The organism is Spirosoma montaniterrae (assembly GCF_001988955.1).
GTDB lineage: Bacteria > Bacteroidota > Bacteroidia > Cytophagales > Spirosomataceae > Spirosoma > Spirosoma montaniterrae.
This window is the reverse complement of the sequence record NZ_CP014263.1, coordinates 2,638,965-2,656,161: the sequence shown is the minus strand read 5'-3', so window position 1 is coordinate 2,656,161 and position 17,197 is coordinate 2,638,965. Positions and strand designations below refer to the sequence as shown.

The window sequence follows — 17,197 nt, the reverse complement described above, 5'->3', positions numbered from 1 at the left end:
TATTATGAACATCAAGATCTTCTGTTCGCTTTTACTGCTCTTCTGGGCCAACCAAACCTGGGCGCAGGCTCCTGCCCGGTACGATACCACACGGGCGTCTATCGACAAACACCCACTGCCGGGCTGGTTCGATGATGCCAAACTGGGTATTTTTGTTCACTGGGGTTTGTATTCGGTGCCGGGCTGGGCTAAAGGCACCAAAAAACCGTTGCAGGAGATTTTGGCGACTACCAAAGGCGAAGAATGGTTTGCCAACAACCCCTATGCCGAATGGTACATGAACTCGCTGCGAATTGATGGTAGCAGTACTCAACAATACCACAAAGCCACCTACGGCGACTCGTTTAGTTACGACGATTTCGTACCGGTTTTTAACCGCGAAATCAAGAAGTGGAACCCCAACCAGTGGGCCAAACTGTTTAAAGACGCGGGGGCGCAGTATGTTGTGCTGACCACCAAACACCACGACGGATTCTTGCTCTGGCCCAGCAAACAGCCTAATCCGTTCAAGAAAAACTATCAGGCCAGCCGCGACATCGTGGGCGAATTGACGCAGGCTGTCAACGGTCAGGGGTTGAAAATGGGGCTGTATTATTCGAGCGGCTTAGACTGGACCTTCAATCAGAAAACGATCAATAATTTCCCCGACCTGTTCACGGCTGGCCCGCAACAACCCGAATACGTGACTTACCTCGGCAACCATTGGCGCGAACTGACCGACCGCTACAATCCCTACGTGCTCTGGGCCGACATCGGTAGCCCCAAAGCCTATAACCCCGTGCCGGTGATTGCCGAATTTTATAACAAAAACCCACAGGGCGTGGTCAATAACCGCCACACGTTCGAGTTTGCTGCACCCTCGGCCAAGCCCGCCGTGCATTACGATTTCACTACGCCCGAATACCAGATGCTGGACTCCATTGCGCGAAAAAAGTGGGAAACCTGCCGGGGCATTGGCCTGTCGTTCGGCTATAACCGCACCGAAGATGCCGCCACGTTTTTATCGGTCGATGGGCTGGTTGACTCGTTCGTGGATATTGTCAGCAAGAACGGTAACCTGCTGCTAAACGTTGGCCCCGAAGCCGATGGTACTATTCCGGCGGGGCAGTTGGAGCGGCTCAACGGGCTGGGTGTCTGGCTCAAAACCAACGGCGAAGCCATTTATGGCACCCGCCCCTGGACGAAGGCCGAAGCTAAAACCAGCACTGACGGACGCGTTCGGTTCACGAAAAAAGGCGAATCGCTGTACGCCATTCTGCTCGATGAGCCAACCGGAAAAACAGTTACTATTAGCGAATTACCATTGACTGATGTTCGCGCTGTTACGGCATTGAGCGATGGTAAACCAGTGAAACACACTTTCGCTAATGGTACACTGACACTGACAATGCCTGCCAAACAGGCCAAATCTGTAGCCTACGCTTTCCGAATCAACTAACAGAACTATTAACAAAGTTTGACGAAATGGGGAGTAAATTCACAGGTACGTAACGCAGAATGAGGGTGGTTATCATAGCTTTGTGTACATGAACTTTCTCTGGCAAACGCGCTTAATCCGGGTCACGCACCCCAAATTTGTCTGGTTTCTGCATCTGCTGATTGGCGGATCGGCTTTTTCGCAAACAATGCCCGCACTGGTACGGGGGCCGTATCTGCAAAAAGCGACGCCTACCAGCATAACTATCCGGTGGCGCACCGAACCGGCTTCGGTTGGCGTTGTGCGTTTCGGAACCGCTGCCAACCAACTTACGCAATCGGTCGGTGAAAGCAGTCCGACCGTCGATCATGAAGTAACGCTAACGGGCCTGACACCGGCCACGCAGTACTTCTACGCCATTGAAACGCCCGACAACCGCTTACAGGGCGATACAAGCAACTACTTTCATACGTTTCCGACAGAAGGCACGGCGAAGAAAACGCGTATCTGGTCGCTGGGCGATTTTGGGAACGGTTCTAAACGGCAGGTGGCCGTGCGCGATGCCTTCGACGCCTTTGTCAGGAAACAGGGCGATCCCTACATCGACCTTTGGCTGTGGTTAGGCGACAATGCTTATAGCCGGGGGTTAGATACTGAATTTCAACAATTTGTATTCAGCAAAGATGTGGGCTATGCTGCCGGGCGATACATGAAACAAACGCCTATTTTTGCTACGCCGGGTAATCATGATTATGCGGGCGACAATACGCTGCGGCTGAGTCTGAACATTCCGTATTTCCAGATAGTGTCTAACCCGGCGCAGGGCGAAGCGGGGGGCCTTCCATCGGGTACGGAGTCGTATTATTCGTTTAACTACGGCAACATTCACTTCATCAGTCTGGATTCTGACCGCTACGAGGATAGCGATGACCAAACGGCCCGCACACGTTTTGTGCCATCGAAAACGCAGGTAGCCTGGATGAAACGCGATCTTGACGCTGCCCAGAAAAACCCGGCCATTACGTGGATTATTGCTTTCTGGCACCACCCGCCCTATACCAAAGGCACCCACGACTCTGACACCGAAAAGCAACTTATCGACGTGCGGACCAACCTGCTGCCGGTGCTGGAGCAATATGACGTTGACCTGGTTATGTGCGGCCACAGCCACGTTTATGAACGAACCGATCTGATACGCGGTCACTACGGCAACGCGCTATCGTTCGATGCCAAAACGCAGGTAGTAGCTGCTGGCAGCGCGTCGGTTGCCGAATACGCCAAGCCACTAAAGCGAACAGGCCACCACGGCACCATGTACATCGTCAATGGCGACGGTGGGGCTGGCGGCACACCCGTTAATACCGGCGATGCCCCGTGGCCGCATAAAGCCATGCGGTCGTGGTACGATGGTGCCGGTGGGTCGCTCTATCTCGAAATCGACGGAAATACACTGACAGGCCGGCGGATTACGGGCGATGGGTCGGTGCAGGATTCGTTTACGATTCGGAAACAATAGCGTAGCTACGTGTACGCTGGCACGAGCGGACCAATACGTCGGACCGGCTCGCGCCAGTTGTGCCGCATTTACTGCACAATAACGGCTGTACCATTACAACTTACCATGAGCATCGAGCCGTTGCCACCGATGGTTTGATAATCCAGATCGACACCGATAATGGCATTGGCACCAAGCCGCGTAGCCTGGTCGGTCATTTCCTTGATAGCAATGCTTTTGGCTTCGCGCAGGCCCTGTTCATAGGCCCCCGACCGACCACCGACTATATCGCTGATATTAGCGAAAAAATCTTTTACCAGATTGGCCCCGATGATGGCCTCACCATTGACTAAGCCAATGTAGCTGGCAATCTGTTTCCCTTCAATATTGGGGGTAGTTGTGATGAGCATTCGCTGTTAGGTGTATGGTTGCGAAGTCGTAAAGTTATAGGAATCTATCTGAATTCGATAAATAGCTCTTATAGGGCCATTTCATGTCAGTACCACTGGTATAAATGCCAAATGAAGTAGCTAAATATTTTGAAATGTTCTATTTTATTCAAAAAAATTTCTGTAATAATGGTTTTTATGAAAAATATTTCGATTTAATTCTTGACAATACAATAAAGACAATATTACATTTGCTGGAAATATATGAACGCAACCGAGAGTCAGGCTATTGATAACTACGTTCCCGATGAACTGGACGTGCAGATTATGCAGTCGCTACAACGCGACGGGCGTGAGTCATTTTCGGATATGGCCCGACGGTTGGGTATCGCTGTCAGCACAGTCAGCAAACGGTACGTGAATCTGGTTGATCGGGGAATAGTAAAGATTATTGGCCGCGTGGACCCAAACAAGGTTGGGTTTAACTCATACGCGGCTATTCTGGTGCAGGTGGATGGTATTCAGGGTATTAGCCGGGTGGCGGCCCAGATTGCCGAACTGCCCGAGGTTAGTTTTCTGGCCATGCGTACAGGCGAATATGACCTTGAAGTCAACGTCATGTGCTGCGACAACAACCACCTGCTCGACTTAATGAACAATCACCTGTCGAAGATTGAGGGGATTCGGAAGACTGAAACGGTGATGTATTTGAAAGTTTACAAATGGGGACAGCCCGAACTGTCGCTCATCAGGTAGCATTCCGGTAGCACTACTTCATATACATAACCAATTTATTCCTAAGATGAAAAAGCTTCTGCTTTCAGCCCTCACTGTAGCCCTTACCGCAAGCGTCTGGTCGTGCGGTGGCGAGAAAAAATCCGAATCCGCTGCGTCTGAATCGACCGGTCAGACTTCTGTGGCCGACTTCAAAGGCAAGACCCTGAACATTTTATGCTGGGAAGGTTATGCCGACAAAAAATTCACGCAGGCATTTGAGGAAAAATACGGTGTCACCATCAAAGGCACCTACTTCGGCTCGTCAGACGAACTGATTGCCAAGCTGACGGCGGGCGGTGGCGAGGTGTATGACATCGTTACGCCCTCGCCCGATATGGCGCAGGCTCTCGTAGAACGCGACCTCGTGCAGCCTATCGACCTTAAAAAAATAACGCACTATGATAGCCTGGCCGGGAAACTGCGGTCAATGCAGGACGTAGTGAAAGACGGGCAGACATATGGCGTACCGTTTACGTGGGGGCCTGACTATCTGGTGTATAACGCCGATGTTATCAAAACCGAGCCAACTTCGTGGAACGAGTTGTTCAAACCCGAATACAAAGGCAAAGTGGCTCTCTGGGACGATATTTCGAGCCTGTATCTGGCCGGGATGCTGCTCGGCTACGACAAACCCGACAAGGGTGGTATCTACAACATGACCGAGCCGCAACTGGCCGAGGTGAAGAAAAAACTGATGCAGTTGAAGCCGCAGGTCCGCAAGTACTGGGTAACGGCGGGTGAGTTGGATAACCTTATGAAAAACAAGGAGGTAACGCTGGCTGTTGGTTGGCCGTTGACCCCTGCTACGCTGAAAAAAGAAGGCATGAACGTGAAGGGCCTGATTCCGAAAGAAGGCGCGACGGGCTGGATTGACCGGCTGATGATTACCAAAAACACCGCCAATAAAGACCTGGCCGAAGCCTGGATCGACTATATCACCCAAGCCGAAAACATGGCGAAAGTGGGCGAAGTGACCAACTACTCCGTAGCCAACCCGAATGCCAAACGGTTTATGTCGGCTGAGTTGCAGGAAATCACCCAGATGAACAATACCGACTATTACTTCGAGCGGCTGAACTTCTGGCAGTATGTCAAGAATCGCAAACGCTACAACGAAATCTGGAACGAGATCAAAAGTGGAGCTTAGTTAGATTGTCGTTACGCGTAACGAATGCTCATTATGCTAAAAACACGTTTCTGGCTTTTGTTTGGGCCACTGGCCCTGTGGATGACGGCTTTTTTGATACTGCCCTATGCGCAGGTGCTGGTGCAGAGTTTCTACACCGTCGATGACTTCGGGCTACTACAGCCGGGTTTCTCGCTCGACTCGTACCGGCGGTTTGCGACGGGGCCATTGTATTACGGTACGCTTGGCAAAACCTTTGTGCTGGCGGGGGCCGTTACGCTGGGGTGTTTGCTGCTGAGTCTGCCGCTGGCCTACTACATTGCCTTCAAAGCCAGACGCAACAAAACGCTGCTCTACACGCTCATCATTCTGCCACTGTGGGTCAGCTACATCGTGCGGGCCTATGCCTGGAAAACCATTCTGGGCGAGGAGGGCGTGCTAAACACCTTCCTGATGTATGTAGGACTAACTCACGAACCCATCCACCTGCTGCTCTACAGCGACGTGGCGGTGTTTATTTGCATGGTACATATCTACACACCCTTCGTGCTGATGCCTATTTATACGGCCTTCGAGCAGATTCCGAAGTCGCTGATCGAAGCGTCGAAAGACCTCGGTGCGGGCCGCTGGACCACCTTCCGGCAGGTAGTGTTTCCCCTAAGTCTGCCAGGCATTATTGCCGGGGGTACGTTCTCGTTCGTGCTGTCGCTGGGCGATTTTCTGGCTCCTATTCTGCTGGGAGGGCCTAACACCCTGTTCATCTCGAACATTTTCCAGAACATGTTCGGTACGTCGAACGACAAGCCGCTGGGGTCGGCGGTGGGAATTGTGCTGCTGGTGGTGGTACTCCTGATTCTCGAACTGTCGGGACGCGCCGAGAAACGGTACTCAAGCCTTGAATCTGCTTAATTATGCCTAACCGCAAAGACGCTAAGGTGGCGCAAAGTCCGCAAAGTTTCAATAATTTTTCTTCGCGCCCTTTGCGTTATCCTTCGCGCCTTTGCGGTTAAAAAACGTGTCATGCAACATACTTCTGTAAAAAAACGCCCTGCTATCGACTGGCTAAACGGGCTGATCGGCGCGTCGGCACTGGCGGTGATGACGTTCATCTACTTCCCGATGGCGATGGTGGTGCTGTACTCGTTCAATGCCGATACGGTTAACTCGTTTCCGATGCGGGGTTTCTCGCTGAAGTGGTATGGCACCATGCTGCAAAACGAGTCGCTGCTACAGTCGTTGCGGATTAGCGCACTGGTCGCAATAGTCGGTACGTCGCTGGCGTTGGTCATCGGTGTTATGGGTGCGTTGGCCATGCACAAGTACGAGTTTCGGCTGAAACGATTCTTCGAGCGGGTGGTGCTGCTGCCTATTACGCTGCCGGGCATACTGACAGGCGTAGCGATGCTGTCATTTTTTCCGTTGCTGGGTATTCCGATTTCGCTTACGGCGGTGTCTATCGGGCATACGACGTTCCTCATTTGCATTGTGCTGACGCAGGTCTATGCCCGCCTGAAACGACTCGATCCGTACCTCGAAGAAGCCGCTGCCGACCTCGGCGCAACGCCCTGGCAGGCATTCAGCCGGGTGGTTTTGCCCAACATTCGCACGGCTTTGATTAGCGCGGCCCTGCTCTCGTTCACGCTTTCGCTCGATGAGATACCCGTTACGTTCTTCCTGATTGCCCGCGACAACACGCTACCCATCGAAATCTACACGATGATGCGCCGGGGCATTACGCCCGAAGTAAACGCCATTTCGACCGTCATTTTCGCCCTGTCGCTCATCGCGCTTGTCCTGACGGTGAAATACGGCGAACGCGAAACAAGGCCCATTCAATAGTCCAATGAAAATTAGTTCTGACACGATGCTTACCCCTCCGCCCACGATAACTGCGACTGAGCGACCTCTTGTGCGGCTCGAACGAATCGAAAAATCGTTCGGTAGCAACCGGGTGATTCCGTTGCTTAACCTTGCTATTCGGCGGGGCGAGTTTCTGACTCTGCTGGGTCCGAGCGGCTGCGGCAAAACCACGTTGCTACGTATGATTGCGGGTTTTGAGACTCCATCGGCGGGGCGCGTGCTGCTCGACGGCGAAGACATAACCAGCCTGCCGCCCTATCGCCGGAACGTCAATACGGTGTTTCAGAACTATGCCCTGTTTCCGCACCTGAACGTGTCCGACAACGTAGCATTTGGGCTGAAACAGCATGGCGTAGCGAAAGCCGACCGGACCGAACAGGTGCAACAGGCTCTGGCGATGGTGCAGATGGATGTCTTTGCCAGTCGTAAGCCGAAGGAGTTGTCGGGCGGGCAGCAGCAGCGGGTGGCACTGGCCCGGGCAATTGTGAACCGACCGAAGGTGCTGCTGCTTGATGAGCCGCTGGCCGCACTCGACCTGAAACTGCGAAAACAGATGCAGCAGGAGCTAAAAAATCTGCACGAGCAACTCGGCATTACGTTCGTGTTTGTGACGCACGATCAGGAAGAAGCCCTGACCATGTCGGATCGGATTGCGGTGATGAACCGGGGCGTTATCGACCAGCTCGACGCACCGCAGACGGTTTATAACCACCCCCGCACCCGCTTCGTGGCCGACTTCATCGGCGAAAACAACACGTTGCCCGGCACCTTCGACGGACAGACGTTCCGCCGGGGTGAGGTGGTGATTCCCGTGGTCGATACGCCCAACGTAGCACCGGGCCGGGCGTTCCTGTTTATCCGGCCCGAACACGTAGTTATCAATCGCCAACGCCCCGCCGATACGTTCGCGCTCCCGGCCCAACTGACTGGCCGGACGTTTCTTGGCAACCAATGGAAAATCCACTGCACCCTGACCGATTCCGGCGAACGCATCGACGTAGCGGTCCGCCCCGACGAACTCAGCGCGCTCGATGGCTACGAAACCGTGTACCTGAACTGGCCCGTAGCGAAAGCTACGCTGGCGAATGACCAATAAGACATGAAATCATACAAAATGCTTATCAACGGTGCGTGGATGGCGGCTTCGGATGGCGGCACCCGCACCCTCACCGACCCCGCCAACGGCGAGATGTTGGCAACTGTGGCCGAAGCCACGCCGGATGATGTGAATCGGGCCGTAGCGGCAGCACGGCAGGCGTTTGACGAAGGCTCGTGGGCCGCGTCTGACAATGCCCAGAACCGGGCGCGGCTGTTGCTGGCACTGGCGGCCAGAATCCGAGAATATGCGGCTATGCTGGCCGAACTCGACACGCGCAACTGTGGTAAACCGCTGGCCGAGGCCGAAGCCGACGTGAGCGATGCAGCCGCCTGTTTCGAGTACTACGCCGGGCAGGCGACGAAAATCATGGGTGAGACCGTGCCTGTACCCATGAACATGCTCAGCATGGTGGTGCGCGAACCGGTGGGCGTAGCGGCTCAGATTGTGCCGTGGAACTATCCGCTGCTTATGGCTACGTGGAAACTGGCCCCCGCGCTGGCGGCTGGCTGCACGGTGGTGCTGAAACCCTCCGAACTGACGCCCCTCTCAGTGCTGGAACTGGGGCAGATGACCATCGACCTCGACTTTCCGCCGGGCGTGGTGAACTTTGTGACGGGCGCGGGCGAGGTAGCCGGTGCCGCGCTGTCGTCGCACCCCGACGTGGACAAGATTGCGTTCACGGGCGGCACCGACACGGGAAGCCTGATTATGCAGGCTGCAGCCAAAAATATCAAGCGCGTGACGCTCGAACTGGGCGGCAAAAACCCCGTGGTCGTATTTGCCGACTGCGATATGGAAACGGCGGCTGAATGGGTAGCCTTTGCCGCCTTTGCCAATCAGGGCGAGGTGTGTTCGGCAGGGTCGCGGCTATTGGTCGAAGAGTCGGTTCACGACGTCTTTGTAAACCGCGTGGCCGACATTGCCCGTACCATCAAACTCGGTCACGGGCTGGGCGAGGGCGTTCGGATGGGGCCGCTGGTGTCTGCTGAACATCGGCAGAAAGTTGAACATTACATCAACGTAGGCAAGGCCGAGGGAGCTACGGTGCTAACCGGCGGCAAACGACCCGAAGGCGACGAATTTGCGAAGGGTAACTTCGTAGAGCCAACCATTTTCACTAACGTAACGCCCGACATGACCATTGCCCGCGAAGAGATTTTTGGGCCGGTGCTGGCTGTAATTCCATTCAGGACCGAAGAAGAGGCTGTGCGACTCGCCAACGATACCGAATACGGTCTGGCTGCTGGCGTATTCACGAAAGACATCAACCGGGCACACCGGGTTGTCAGGCAGATTCGGGCAGGTATTACGTGGGTCAACAACTACCACCCAACCTTCAACGAACTGCCGTGGGGCGGCTACAAGAAAAGCGGTATTGGCCGCGAACTGGGTAAATACGGCATCGAGTCATATCTCGAAACCAAACAAATCAACGTCTATCTCGACGAAGCTCCGCTGGGCTGGTACGTATAGGCAACCGTTATGAAAACATTCCAGAGCATCAATCCCAATACGGGGCAGGTCCTGCAAGATTACACTGCCGAAACGCCCGAACAGATAGAAACTAAACTGGCGCGGGCAGCCGAAACGCAGCGGACATGGGCTGGGCAATCCTTTGCCGAACGGGGCGATTTGTTCCGACAGTTAGCCGCTACGTTACGGGTACAACAAGCTGACCTCGCTGATCTCATCACGGCTGAGATGGGCAAAATCAAGGCCGAAGCGATGGCCGAAGTGGAGAAGTGCGCCGGGCAGTGCGACTATTACGCCGAACAGGCCGAGCGGTTACTGCACCCCGACATCATCCCGACCGACGCGCAAAAGAGCTTAGTGGTTTATGAACCGGTGGGCGTAGTGCTGGCCATTATGCCCTGGAATTTCCCGTTGTGGCAGGTGTTTCGCTATGCGGTTCCGGCTCTGATGGCGGGTAACGTAACGCTACTCAAACATGCGCCCAATGTCTTTGGCTGCGCGCTGGCGATTGAGCAGGCATACCGAACGGCTGGTTTCCCCGAAGGCGTTTTCCAGGCAATCGTGGCCGATACAGACGCCGTGGCGAATCTGCTGGCCGATGACCGCGTGGGTATGGTCACGCTTACGGGCAGCGAACGCGCCGGGGCGTCGGTAGCCGCGCTGGCGGGGCAGCACATCAAAAAATCGGTACTCGAACTCGGTGGCTCCGACGCGCTCATTGTGCTGGCCGACGCCGACCTCGACCGGGCCGCGCAGGCGGCTGTGCAGTCGCGCATGATGAACGCCGGGCAGGTTTGCATTGCCGCCAAACGGTTTCTGGTGGAGTCGTCGGTGAAGGCGGCTTTTACGGAGAAGGTGAAAACGCTTGTCGAACATCTGAAACAGGGCGACCCGACCGAGCCGGATACCAAACTCGGCCCGCTGGCCCGGATTGACTTAGCCGAAACCCTCGAACGTCAGGTGCAGACCGCCGTGCAGGAAGGTGCTACGTTACTCGTCGGCGGCACCCGGCACGACTGCCATTTCGCGCCTACGCTGCTCGACAACGTAACGCCCGACTCGGTGGTGTTCCGGGAGGAAACGTTCGGTCCCGTTGCGGTCATTACCGAAGTGGCCGACGAAGCCGAAGCCATCCGACTCGCCAATCAGTCGCGCTACGGGCTGAGTGCTGCCATCTGGACGCACGACGTAGCCCGCGCCGAACGCCTAAGCCACCAACTCGAAGCGGGCAGCGTGTTCGTGAATGCCGTGGTGCGCTCCGACTCGCGGTTGCCCATTGGCGGGGTCAAAAAATCCGGCTACGGTCGCGAACTGTCTGAAGCTGGTATCAAGGATTTTTGTCAGTCGAAGACAATTTACATTGGATAAGTATATACCATGAACTCACAGGAACTTTTACAGCGACGGAACGCGGTGGTGCCAAAGGCGATGGTCATGAGTCAGACGCTCGATGCCGCTTACGCGCACGGGGCTACGTTCGTTAGCCACGACGGTCGCGAATACATCGACTTTTCGGGCGGCATTGGCGTACTCAATGCCGGCCATTGCCCCGAACCGGTGGTGGAGGCCATTCGTGAACAGGCTGGGAAACTGATGCATACCTTCTTCAACCTGCTCACCCACGAACCCTTTGTGCTGCTGGCCGAAAAACTGGTCGACATTCTTCCGCACGGCGAGGCTACGAAGGTGATGATGGTCAGCACCGGGGCCGAAGCGGTCGAGAACGCTATCAAGATTGCACGGCAGGCAACCGGTCGGCAGGGGATTATCTGTTACACGGGCGGGTTCCACGGACGCACCACGATGGGCATGACGCTGACCTCGAAAGTGAGCTACAAACTCGGCTGTGGGCCGTTTGCGCCGGAGGTTTACCGGATTCCGTTTCCTGACTATTATCACAATGGGCATGGGCAGGACTTCGACGCGTTTGTAGAGCAGGAATTAGCCAACTTCCGTAAGTACCTGAGCAGCGTGGTGGCCCCGGAGAACGTAGCGGCAGTGATTCTGGAGCCAGTGCTGGGCGAAGGCGGTTTCTACGTCACGCCCAAACGATACCTTCAGGGTTTGCGCCAACTTTGCGACGAATACGGCATTTTACTCATACTCGACGAGGTGCAAAGCGGTTTTGGTCGAACGGGCCGGTGGGCTGCCTATGAGCATTACGATATAGTACCCGACATCTCGACCTGGGCCAAATCGATGGGGTCGGGCATTCCGATTGCCTGCGTGATGGGCAAGGCCGAGGTCATGGACAAAGCAAGGCCGGGCACTCTGGGCGGTACGTATGCGGGCAATCCGGTGGCCTGTGCGGCATCGCTGGCAACCATCCGTTATATGGAGGACATCGACATCAACCGGTTGGGCGAGCGCGTTGGCGAAATGGTCTATTCGTTCTTCCGCAACCTTCAAACCGACTGTTCCGCCATTGGCGACGTGCGTGGGCTGGGAGCCATGGTTGCCATCGAACTCGTCAAAAACGGCGATCCCAACCAACCCGACACGGTCTTAACGCAGCAACTCGTAGCGGCCTGCGCGGCTCGCGGGCTGTTTCTCATCAGCGCGGGAATCTATAGCAATGTGATTCGGGTGCTATCTCCGCTCGTTATCGAAGACGACCTATTGCAAAAAGGGCTGACGATTATGCGGGAGGAGTTGCTTCGGCTGACGGTGAGCGAAGAAGTTGCAGCGGTATAAATCACTTCTTGGCGGTCTCTGATGTCATCTCCAACTCAATAATTGTGTCGATTGTATTGGCACTCGGTGCATTGGACATAGTCAGTACAACGCCCTCGGTCGATTGTATGACTTTGACGGGTGATTTGTCGGCAAATAATTTAGCTGAGCGAATTTTGCCGGGCAGGGCGGGTAGCGTCAGTTGGCGGTCGCTCCAGTCGAGGATGTGTACAAACACGCGGTTGTCTTTGGCGGTTGTAATACCCCAGTTGCGGGCCGAAACCGGTCCACCGCGTGTGCCATAAATGGTTTCGCCATTTTGTTGTGTCCATTGGCCCACTTCGCTCAGGGCTTTTACAAATTCGGGCTGTATCTTTCCATTGGGCATCGGCCCCACGTTCAGCAGAAAATTGGCGTTGTGTCCAGCGGCTTTTACTAAATAATGTACGAGGGCTTTTGCGCTTTTGTAGTTTGTATCTTTGATATTGAAACCCCACGCACCGTTCATGGTCTCACAGGTTTCGAGCGGCAACTGACTGATTTCGCCGGTGTTATACCCGAAAGTATTCTGGCCGGGCAGGTCGCGCTCGAACATCTGGAAATCTTCGCCTTCAAACGGGGCCACGTGGTGATTGTTGCCAATCAGGCAGGCCGGTTGCAGTTTGTGAATCAGGTCGTAGGTGCGTCGTAGCTGCCAGTCGACTTTAGTGTCGCGGGTGCTTTTGTTCAGTTCGTCTTTGGCCTGATCCCACCAGCCATCGAACCAGATGCCTCCGATGGGGCCGTAGTTGGTCAACAGTTCAGTCAACTGCGTATCCATGTATTTCAGGTAGTTGTCGAAGTTACCGCTTTCGGGCCGACCCGTGTGGTTGCCGGTTTTGCCGCGTGGAAAATAATCGGGGTGGTGCCAGTCGAGGTGGGAGTGGTAAAAAAACAGTTTAATGCCCTGCGCCCGGCATTCGTCGGCCAACAGCTTCAGCACGTCTTTTTTGTACGGCGTTCGATCCATAATGTCATAATCAGACACTTTCGAGTCGTAGATAGCGAAACCGTCGTGGTGTTTGCTGGTAATGGTAATGTATTTCATCCCGGCATTTTTCGCCATCGACACCCATTCTTTGGCGTTGAAGTCGATGGGGTTAAAAAAAGCGGGTAGTTTCTCGTAGTCTTTCACTGGAATCTGCCGGTTGTTCATCACCCACTCGCCATCGCCGAGCAGGCTATAAACGCCCCAGTGAATAAACAGCCCAAACTTATCATCCTGGAAAGCTTTGCGGGCCGCGAGGTTTTCGGGCGCGGGTGTATAGGTGGTTTGGGCCGTAGCCGTAAGCGATAGACTCAGTAATAGGGTAGCTAAAAGCAGACGCATAGCAGGGGAGGGTTGTTACAGGCAAAAGTACAAGCAAAGGCTCATTTACTTTCGGGAGGTAATCAAAACCGTTCGTGAACGATAACGTCCGTTTAATCAAGGATTTGCCAGCTATGTTATGATTGGTTTCACTTTTACGACAGAAGCCAAAAACGAACACTTAATCAATATGAAAACACAAAATGCCGTCCGCCTGCTGGCCTGGACGCTCGTTGTAGCCTTGCCCGTCTGGTTTGGCAGTTGTAGCAAAAGCGGCAGCGATTCAGTAACGCCCAACACAATTGAAGGCACGTATGTGATCTCCGGCATGACTATCAACCCCGGCGTCGATTTCTTCCAAACAGGCCAGAGAACTACCGACCTGCTTGCCTTTTTTCGGGGGTTGCCTAATGGACTTGGCAACGACGTAGTTACTTGCCTGACAACCACAACCATCACGTTTAACAGTGGTGGTAAACTGGCGTCGAAAGCAGGGCAGAAATGTGATGTGTCGACAGTGGACCCGACTGATTTTGATGCAAACTCGACCTGGAAACTCGACGGTAATAAGTTGACAATCAGCAGCGGCAGCGGTGTGGAGGTGTATGATGTAACACGTAACGGCAACACGATGACGATGGCGCAAACGGAAACAGAAGATTATGGCGAAGGCACAAAAACCTACACCACAACCTTGCAACTAACGAAGCAATAGTTTGTCAGTTAGCCAAACAATCGTGCAGCGTGGCAATGTACTGATCGAGGTACGTTGCCACGCTTTTGGCTTTGTATTGGAGGATGTAGCGCGGATGATCGAGCGTAACGATTCGGTCGAAAAAGTGCTGTTGCTCGTTCAGGCGTTGCAGATAAGTTTCGTTTTTGCGGCCTAAACAAACCGCCACGCGTCGGTCGTGTCCGAAGCCGGTTTGCGTTCGAACGGTTTCGGTGATGGCGGGCCAGAGTGCGCCGGTCGTGGCGCGGTCGTCATAGAAATTGTAATTGAGCGGTCCGCCGTTGCGGCCGTCTTTGGTCAGGGCCAGCGGAAACATCGATGTTAGAAAAAAACGCCCATAAAATTCACGCGCTCCGCCAAACGCTTCGACTACCTGATAAATAAACCGGCTCGACAGTTCAGGGGTATCGGGAAGCGTATTGGCGATGCCGCAGTATCGACGCAGGTTCTGGGGCGTCGTAAACGAAATACCCGTAACACCCGCTCCAAACCGACCGGGGTTAATACCCAGCACAAATACACGCGGGCGGCTATCGCTGTAAAATTTGCCGTAAAATTCCGTAATGATACGTTGCACGTCGGGCCGCTCATACGGATTCATCACGCCCACGCCCGGCGGCAGGTTTGTAGGTGCCCGAAGTGTGTTGTAATACGGGATGGCGCGGTCGGCGAAGGTCATTTACTAAAAAAGTGATAGCACGTTGATGCGACTTCGCCAATAATTTTTTCGGCTTCGGGCGTAGTGGTGCCCTCCACAAATACCGATAGCAGAAACGGGTTTTTCGCATACACGATGCCCACGTCGCCCCGCACATAGTTGAGAATGCCGGTTTTGTGCGCCACAACGGTGCCGGGTGGCAACAAGCGCGGAATAGTGGCGGTATCTTCGGTCTGTTTCAGTATGTCGAGCATCTGTTCACACAGAGCGGGCGTCGCTACTTCGTGCCGGTATATTTTTTTCAGCAGCACGTTCATCTCCCGGGCCGTGACGTAGTTCTGTCGGCCCTGTTGCACCGCCAGCGTGTCCATCATCAGGCGGTTCAGGCGGGTTTGCGTCAGACCCACAGCCTGGCTTCGGGCGTTGATAGCATCCATGCCCAACTCGTTGATAAAGATGTTGGTAGCCGTATTGTCGCTGTTGATGAGCATCAGCCGGAGCAGGTCGCGGTAGGCAATGCGGCTGCGATGCGAATACGTTTTCAGGACGCCATCGCCCCCTGTTTTTTCGGAGTCAAGCAGAATATGAATTTCGTCGGGATCAAGCGTTCCGGCTTTTACACGTTCCATCGCTTCGAGCAGAATCGATAGCTTAATTACGCTCGCCGAAGGTACGCGCTCATCAGCCCGGTACGCAAACGCCACGCTGCTATCCATCAGCGACTCTACGGCTACGCTTACCCGCGCCGAAGGCGGCAACCGGCGCAGGTGCGTAGTAAGGGAGCCGCTTAGAGTAGTTTGCTGAGCGAAAAGGATAGCGGGCATGATGAGGAGAAAAAACAAAGCCAGAGCGGTGGCTCTGACTTTGGTTAATGCGGTTGGCGGCTTGCTGTTCACTGCTGACAGATTACTTAATATTCTTCCGGCGGTTGCGCTGGAAGTCCTCGAACATCATATTGCCGAGACCCTGCAAGCCGCTGTAATAGGCCCGCCCGTTGTTTACTTTCGTAAACTCCTGCACAAACTGTTTCAGATACGGGTCAGTGGCAATCATAAACGTGGTAATCGGAATATCGAGCCGTCGGGCTTGTGCGGCCAGCGTCAGCGTTTTACTAACTACCTTGCGGTCAAGACCAAACGAGTTTTTATAGTACCGAATGCCTTCTTTCAAACAAGTTGGCTTGCCGTCGGTAATCATAAAAATCTGCTTGTTCTTATTCTTCCGCCGACGCAGCAAATCCATTGCCAGTTCCAGCCCGGCCACGGTGTTGGTGTGATACGGCCCGACCTCCAGATAGGGTAAATCTTTGGCCTGAATCTGCCAGGCATCGTTGCCAAACACCACAATGTCGAGCGTGTCCTTCGGGTACTTCAGCTTTATAAGTTCAACCAGCGCGAGGGCCACTTTCTTGGCGGGCGTGATGCGGTCTTCGCCATACAGAATCATCGAGTGGCTGATGTCAATCATCAGCACCGTGCTGGTCTGCGTTTTCTGCTCTTTCTCGGTCACTTCGAGGTCGCGCTCCATCAGCGTGAACTCTTCTACGCCACTGTTGATCTGCGCGTTACGGATCGATTCGGTCATCGAAATCTGTTCGAGCGTATCGCCAAACTGGTAGGTGCGGAGGTCGCTGCTCAGTTCGTCGCCAGTGCCAGTGTAAGGCGTGTTGTGGTTCCCGCCCGACTTTGAGCGTTTCAGCTTGCCAAAGATTTCTTCGAGTGCCGACCGCCGAATGGTCTGTTCACTTTTGGGCGTCATCACAATTTTGCCCTCCTGATTTTCTTCGGTGATGTAGCCTTTTTCTTTCAGGTCGTCGAAGAAGTTACCGATGCCGTATTTATCGTCGGTCAGGCCATATTGCCGGTCGAGCTGACTCATCCAGGCCATCGCCTGCTCCACGTCGCCGGAAGTCAGCAGCAGCAGTTGCTGGAAAATATTGAGCAGTTGATCGAATTTAGAGCCGTCCTTCTGCTCAGGCGGAATATAATCGGAGAATTTGAAGCCTTTCATGAGTGTTCGGGGTATTGTGTAGAGACGCGACCCTTCGCGTCTCCTGCACCGGACGGTTTTGCTGACGCCTGAGGAGTGGTTTTTGCTGACGCCTGAGGAGACGCGAAGGGTCGCGTCTCTACAAGTGCAGAACAGCGTG

General features: G+C 54.3%; 16 protein-coding genes. 11 read left to right on the top strand and 5 right to left on the bottom strand.

Annotated features, from left to right (window positions below; genetic code table 11):
- Window positions 1–4 precede the first annotated feature (4 nt).
- Window positions 5–1,438 (top strand): alpha-L-fucosidase, encoded by a 1,434-nt coding sequence (locus tag AWR27_RS11575; protein WP_083732820.1) that lies wholly within the window; start codon window positions 5–7, stop codon window positions 1,436–1,438.
- Window positions 1,439–1,526: 88 nt separating this feature from the next.
- The gene (locus AWR27_RS11570; RefSeq protein WP_077131319.1) at window positions 1,527–2,933 is read left to right on the top strand and encodes a purple acid phosphatase family protein; all 1,407 of its coding nucleotides are present in this window, start codon (window positions 1,527–1,529) and stop codon (window positions 2,931–2,933) included.
- Between the two features lie 68 nt (window positions 2,934–3,001).
- Here AWR27_RS11570 and AWR27_RS11565 read toward each other — a convergent pair whose 3' ends face one another.
- Window positions 3,002–3,322, bottom strand: coding sequence for a heavy metal-binding domain-containing protein (locus tag AWR27_RS11565; RefSeq protein ID WP_077131318.1), 321 nt, complete (start codon window positions 3,320–3,322; stop codon window positions 3,002–3,004).
- A 243-nt stretch (window positions 3,323–3,565) separates the two neighbouring features.
- Between AWR27_RS11565 and AWR27_RS11560 the strand changes: the two genes are divergently transcribed.
- The 8 genes from AWR27_RS11560 (at window position 3,566) to AWR27_RS11525 (ending at window position 12,330) form a co-directional block, all read left to right on the top strand.
- Entirely contained in the window at window positions 3,566–4,057 is a 492-nt protein-coding gene (locus AWR27_RS11560) for an Lrp/AsnC family transcriptional regulator (protein WP_077131317.1), read from the top strand.
- Between the two features lie 46 nt (window positions 4,058–4,103).
- On the top strand, window positions 4,104–5,225 hold the full coding sequence (locus AWR27_RS11555) for an ABC transporter substrate-binding protein (RefSeq protein ID WP_077131316.1): 1,122 nt from the start codon (window positions 4,104–4,106) through the stop codon (window positions 5,223–5,225).
- Between the two features lie 33 nt (window positions 5,226–5,258).
- Complete coding sequence (locus AWR27_RS11550; RefSeq protein WP_198045130.1) at window positions 5,259–6,113, top strand: ABC transporter permease; 855 nt, start codon at window positions 5,259–5,261, stop codon at window positions 6,111–6,113.
- A 111-nt stretch (window positions 6,114–6,224) separates the two neighbouring features.
- Complete coding sequence (locus AWR27_RS11545) at window positions 6,225–7,043, top strand: ABC transporter permease (RefSeq protein ID WP_083732819.1); 819 nt, start codon at window positions 6,225–6,227, stop codon at window positions 7,041–7,043.
- A 4-nt stretch (window positions 7,044–7,047) separates the two neighbouring features.
- The gene (locus AWR27_RS11540) at window positions 7,048–8,160 is read left to right on the top strand and encodes an ABC transporter ATP-binding protein (protein WP_269466605.1); all 1,113 of its coding nucleotides are present in this window, start codon (window positions 7,048–7,050) and stop codon (window positions 8,158–8,160) included.
- A 3-nt stretch (window positions 8,161–8,163) separates the two neighbouring features.
- Window positions 8,164–9,636 carry an aldehyde dehydrogenase family protein gene (locus tag AWR27_RS11535; protein WP_077131314.1) on the top strand — a complete coding sequence of 491 codons (1,473 nt, stop codon included), beginning with the start codon at window positions 8,164–8,166 and terminating at the stop codon, window positions 9,634–9,636.
- A gap of 9 nt (window positions 9,637–9,645) precedes the next feature.
- Window positions 9,646–11,004, top strand: a complete 1,359-nt coding sequence (locus AWR27_RS11530; protein WP_077131313.1) for an NAD-dependent succinate-semialdehyde dehydrogenase — start codon at window positions 9,646–9,648, stop codon at window positions 11,002–11,004.
- Window positions 11,005–11,013: 9 nt separating this feature from the next.
- Window positions 11,014–12,330, top strand: a complete 1,317-nt coding sequence (locus tag AWR27_RS11525; protein WP_077131312.1) for an aspartate aminotransferase family protein — start codon at window positions 11,014–11,016, stop codon at window positions 12,328–12,330.
- A gap of 1 nt (window position 12,331) precedes the next feature.
- Here the strand turns inward: AWR27_RS11525 and AWR27_RS11520 are convergent, their stop codons facing one another.
- Window positions 12,332–13,678 carry an alpha-L-fucosidase gene (locus tag AWR27_RS11520; protein WP_077131311.1) on the bottom strand — a complete coding sequence of 449 codons (1,347 nt, stop codon included), beginning with the start codon at window positions 13,676–13,678 and terminating at the stop codon, window positions 12,332–12,334.
- A gap of 169 nt (window positions 13,679–13,847) precedes the next feature.
- On the opposite strand from AWR27_RS11520, the gene AWR27_RS11515 reads away from it, so the two are divergent.
- Window positions 13,848–14,372 carry a lipocalin family protein gene (locus tag AWR27_RS11515; protein ID WP_077133937.1) on the top strand — a complete coding sequence of 175 codons (525 nt, stop codon included), beginning with the start codon at window positions 13,848–13,850 and terminating at the stop codon, window positions 14,370–14,372.
- A gap of 4 nt (window positions 14,373–14,376) precedes the next feature.
- Here AWR27_RS11515 and AWR27_RS11510 read toward each other — a convergent pair whose 3' ends face one another.
- The 3 genes from AWR27_RS11510 to AWR27_RS11500 form a co-directional block, all read right to left on the bottom strand.
- Window positions 14,377–15,069 carry a uracil-DNA glycosylase family protein gene (locus AWR27_RS11510; protein WP_077131310.1) on the bottom strand — a complete coding sequence of 231 codons (693 nt, stop codon included), beginning with the start codon at window positions 15,067–15,069 and terminating at the stop codon, window positions 14,377–14,379.
- Window positions 15,066–15,872 (bottom strand): serine hydrolase, encoded by an 807-nt coding sequence (locus tag AWR27_RS11505; protein ID WP_077133936.1) that lies wholly within the window; start codon window positions 15,870–15,872, stop codon window positions 15,066–15,068. Before AWR27_RS11505 ends, AWR27_RS11510 begins: the two co-directional genes overlap by 4 nt.
- Before the next feature lie 82 nt (window positions 15,873–15,954).
- A complete protein-coding gene (locus tag AWR27_RS11500; protein WP_077131309.1) occupies window positions 15,955–17,058 on the bottom strand; it encodes a vWA domain-containing protein in 1,104 nt (367 codons plus the stop codon).
- Window positions 17,059–17,197 lie beyond the last annotated feature (139 nt).

Bases quoted from the DNA above. Each gene is read 5' to 3' on its own strand.
- AWR27_RS11535 (WP_077131314.1), top strand. From the start codon at position 8,164: ATGAAATCATACAAAATGCTTATCAACGGTGCGTGGATGGCGGCTTCG.
- AWR27_RS11540 (WP_269466605.1), top strand. From the start codon at position 7,048: ATGAAAATTAGTTCTGACACGATGCTTACCCCTCCGCCCACGATAACT.
- AWR27_RS11510 (WP_077131310.1), bottom strand. From the start codon at position 15,069: ATGACCTTCGCCGACCGCGCCATCCCGTATTACAACACACTTCGGGCA.
- AWR27_RS11545 (WP_083732819.1), top strand. From the start codon at position 6,225: ATGCAACATACTTCTGTAAAAAAACGCCCTGCTATCGACTGGCTAAAC.
- AWR27_RS11500 (WP_077131309.1), bottom strand. From the start codon at position 17,058: ATGAAAGGCTTCAAATTCTCCGATTATATTCCGCCTGAGCAGAAGGAC.
- AWR27_RS11555 (WP_077131316.1), top strand. From the start codon at position 4,104: ATGAAAAAGCTTCTGCTTTCAGCCCTCACTGTAGCCCTTACCGCAAGC.
- AWR27_RS11525 (WP_077131312.1), top strand. From the start codon at position 11,014: ATGAACTCACAGGAACTTTTACAGCGACGGAACGCGGTGGTGCCAAAG.
- AWR27_RS11505 (WP_077133936.1), bottom strand. From the start codon at position 15,872: ATGCCCGCTATCCTTTTCGCTCAGCAAACTACTCTAAGCGGCTCCCTT.
- AWR27_RS11570 (WP_077131319.1), top strand. From the start codon at position 1,527: ATGAACTTTCTCTGGCAAACGCGCTTAATCCGGGTCACGCACCCCAAA.
- AWR27_RS11565 (WP_077131318.1), bottom strand. From the start codon at position 3,322: ATGCTCATCACAACTACCCCCAATATTGAAGGGAAACAGATTGCCAGC.
- AWR27_RS11520 (WP_077131311.1), bottom strand. From the start codon at position 13,678: ATGCGTCTGCTTTTAGCTACCCTATTACTGAGTCTATCGCTTACGGCT.
- AWR27_RS11575 (WP_083732820.1), top strand. From the start codon at position 5: ATGAACATCAAGATCTTCTGTTCGCTTTTACTGCTCTTCTGGGCCAAC.
- AWR27_RS11515 (WP_077133937.1), top strand. From the start codon at position 13,848: ATGAAAACACAAAATGCCGTCCGCCTGCTGGCCTGGACGCTCGTTGTA.
- AWR27_RS11530 (WP_077131313.1), top strand. From the start codon at position 9,646: ATGAAAACATTCCAGAGCATCAATCCCAATACGGGGCAGGTCCTGCAA.
- AWR27_RS11550 (WP_198045130.1), top strand. From the start codon at position 5,259: ATGCTAAAAACACGTTTCTGGCTTTTGTTTGGGCCACTGGCCCTGTGG.
- AWR27_RS11560 (WP_077131317.1), top strand. From the start codon at position 3,566: ATGAACGCAACCGAGAGTCAGGCTATTGATAACTACGTTCCCGATGAA.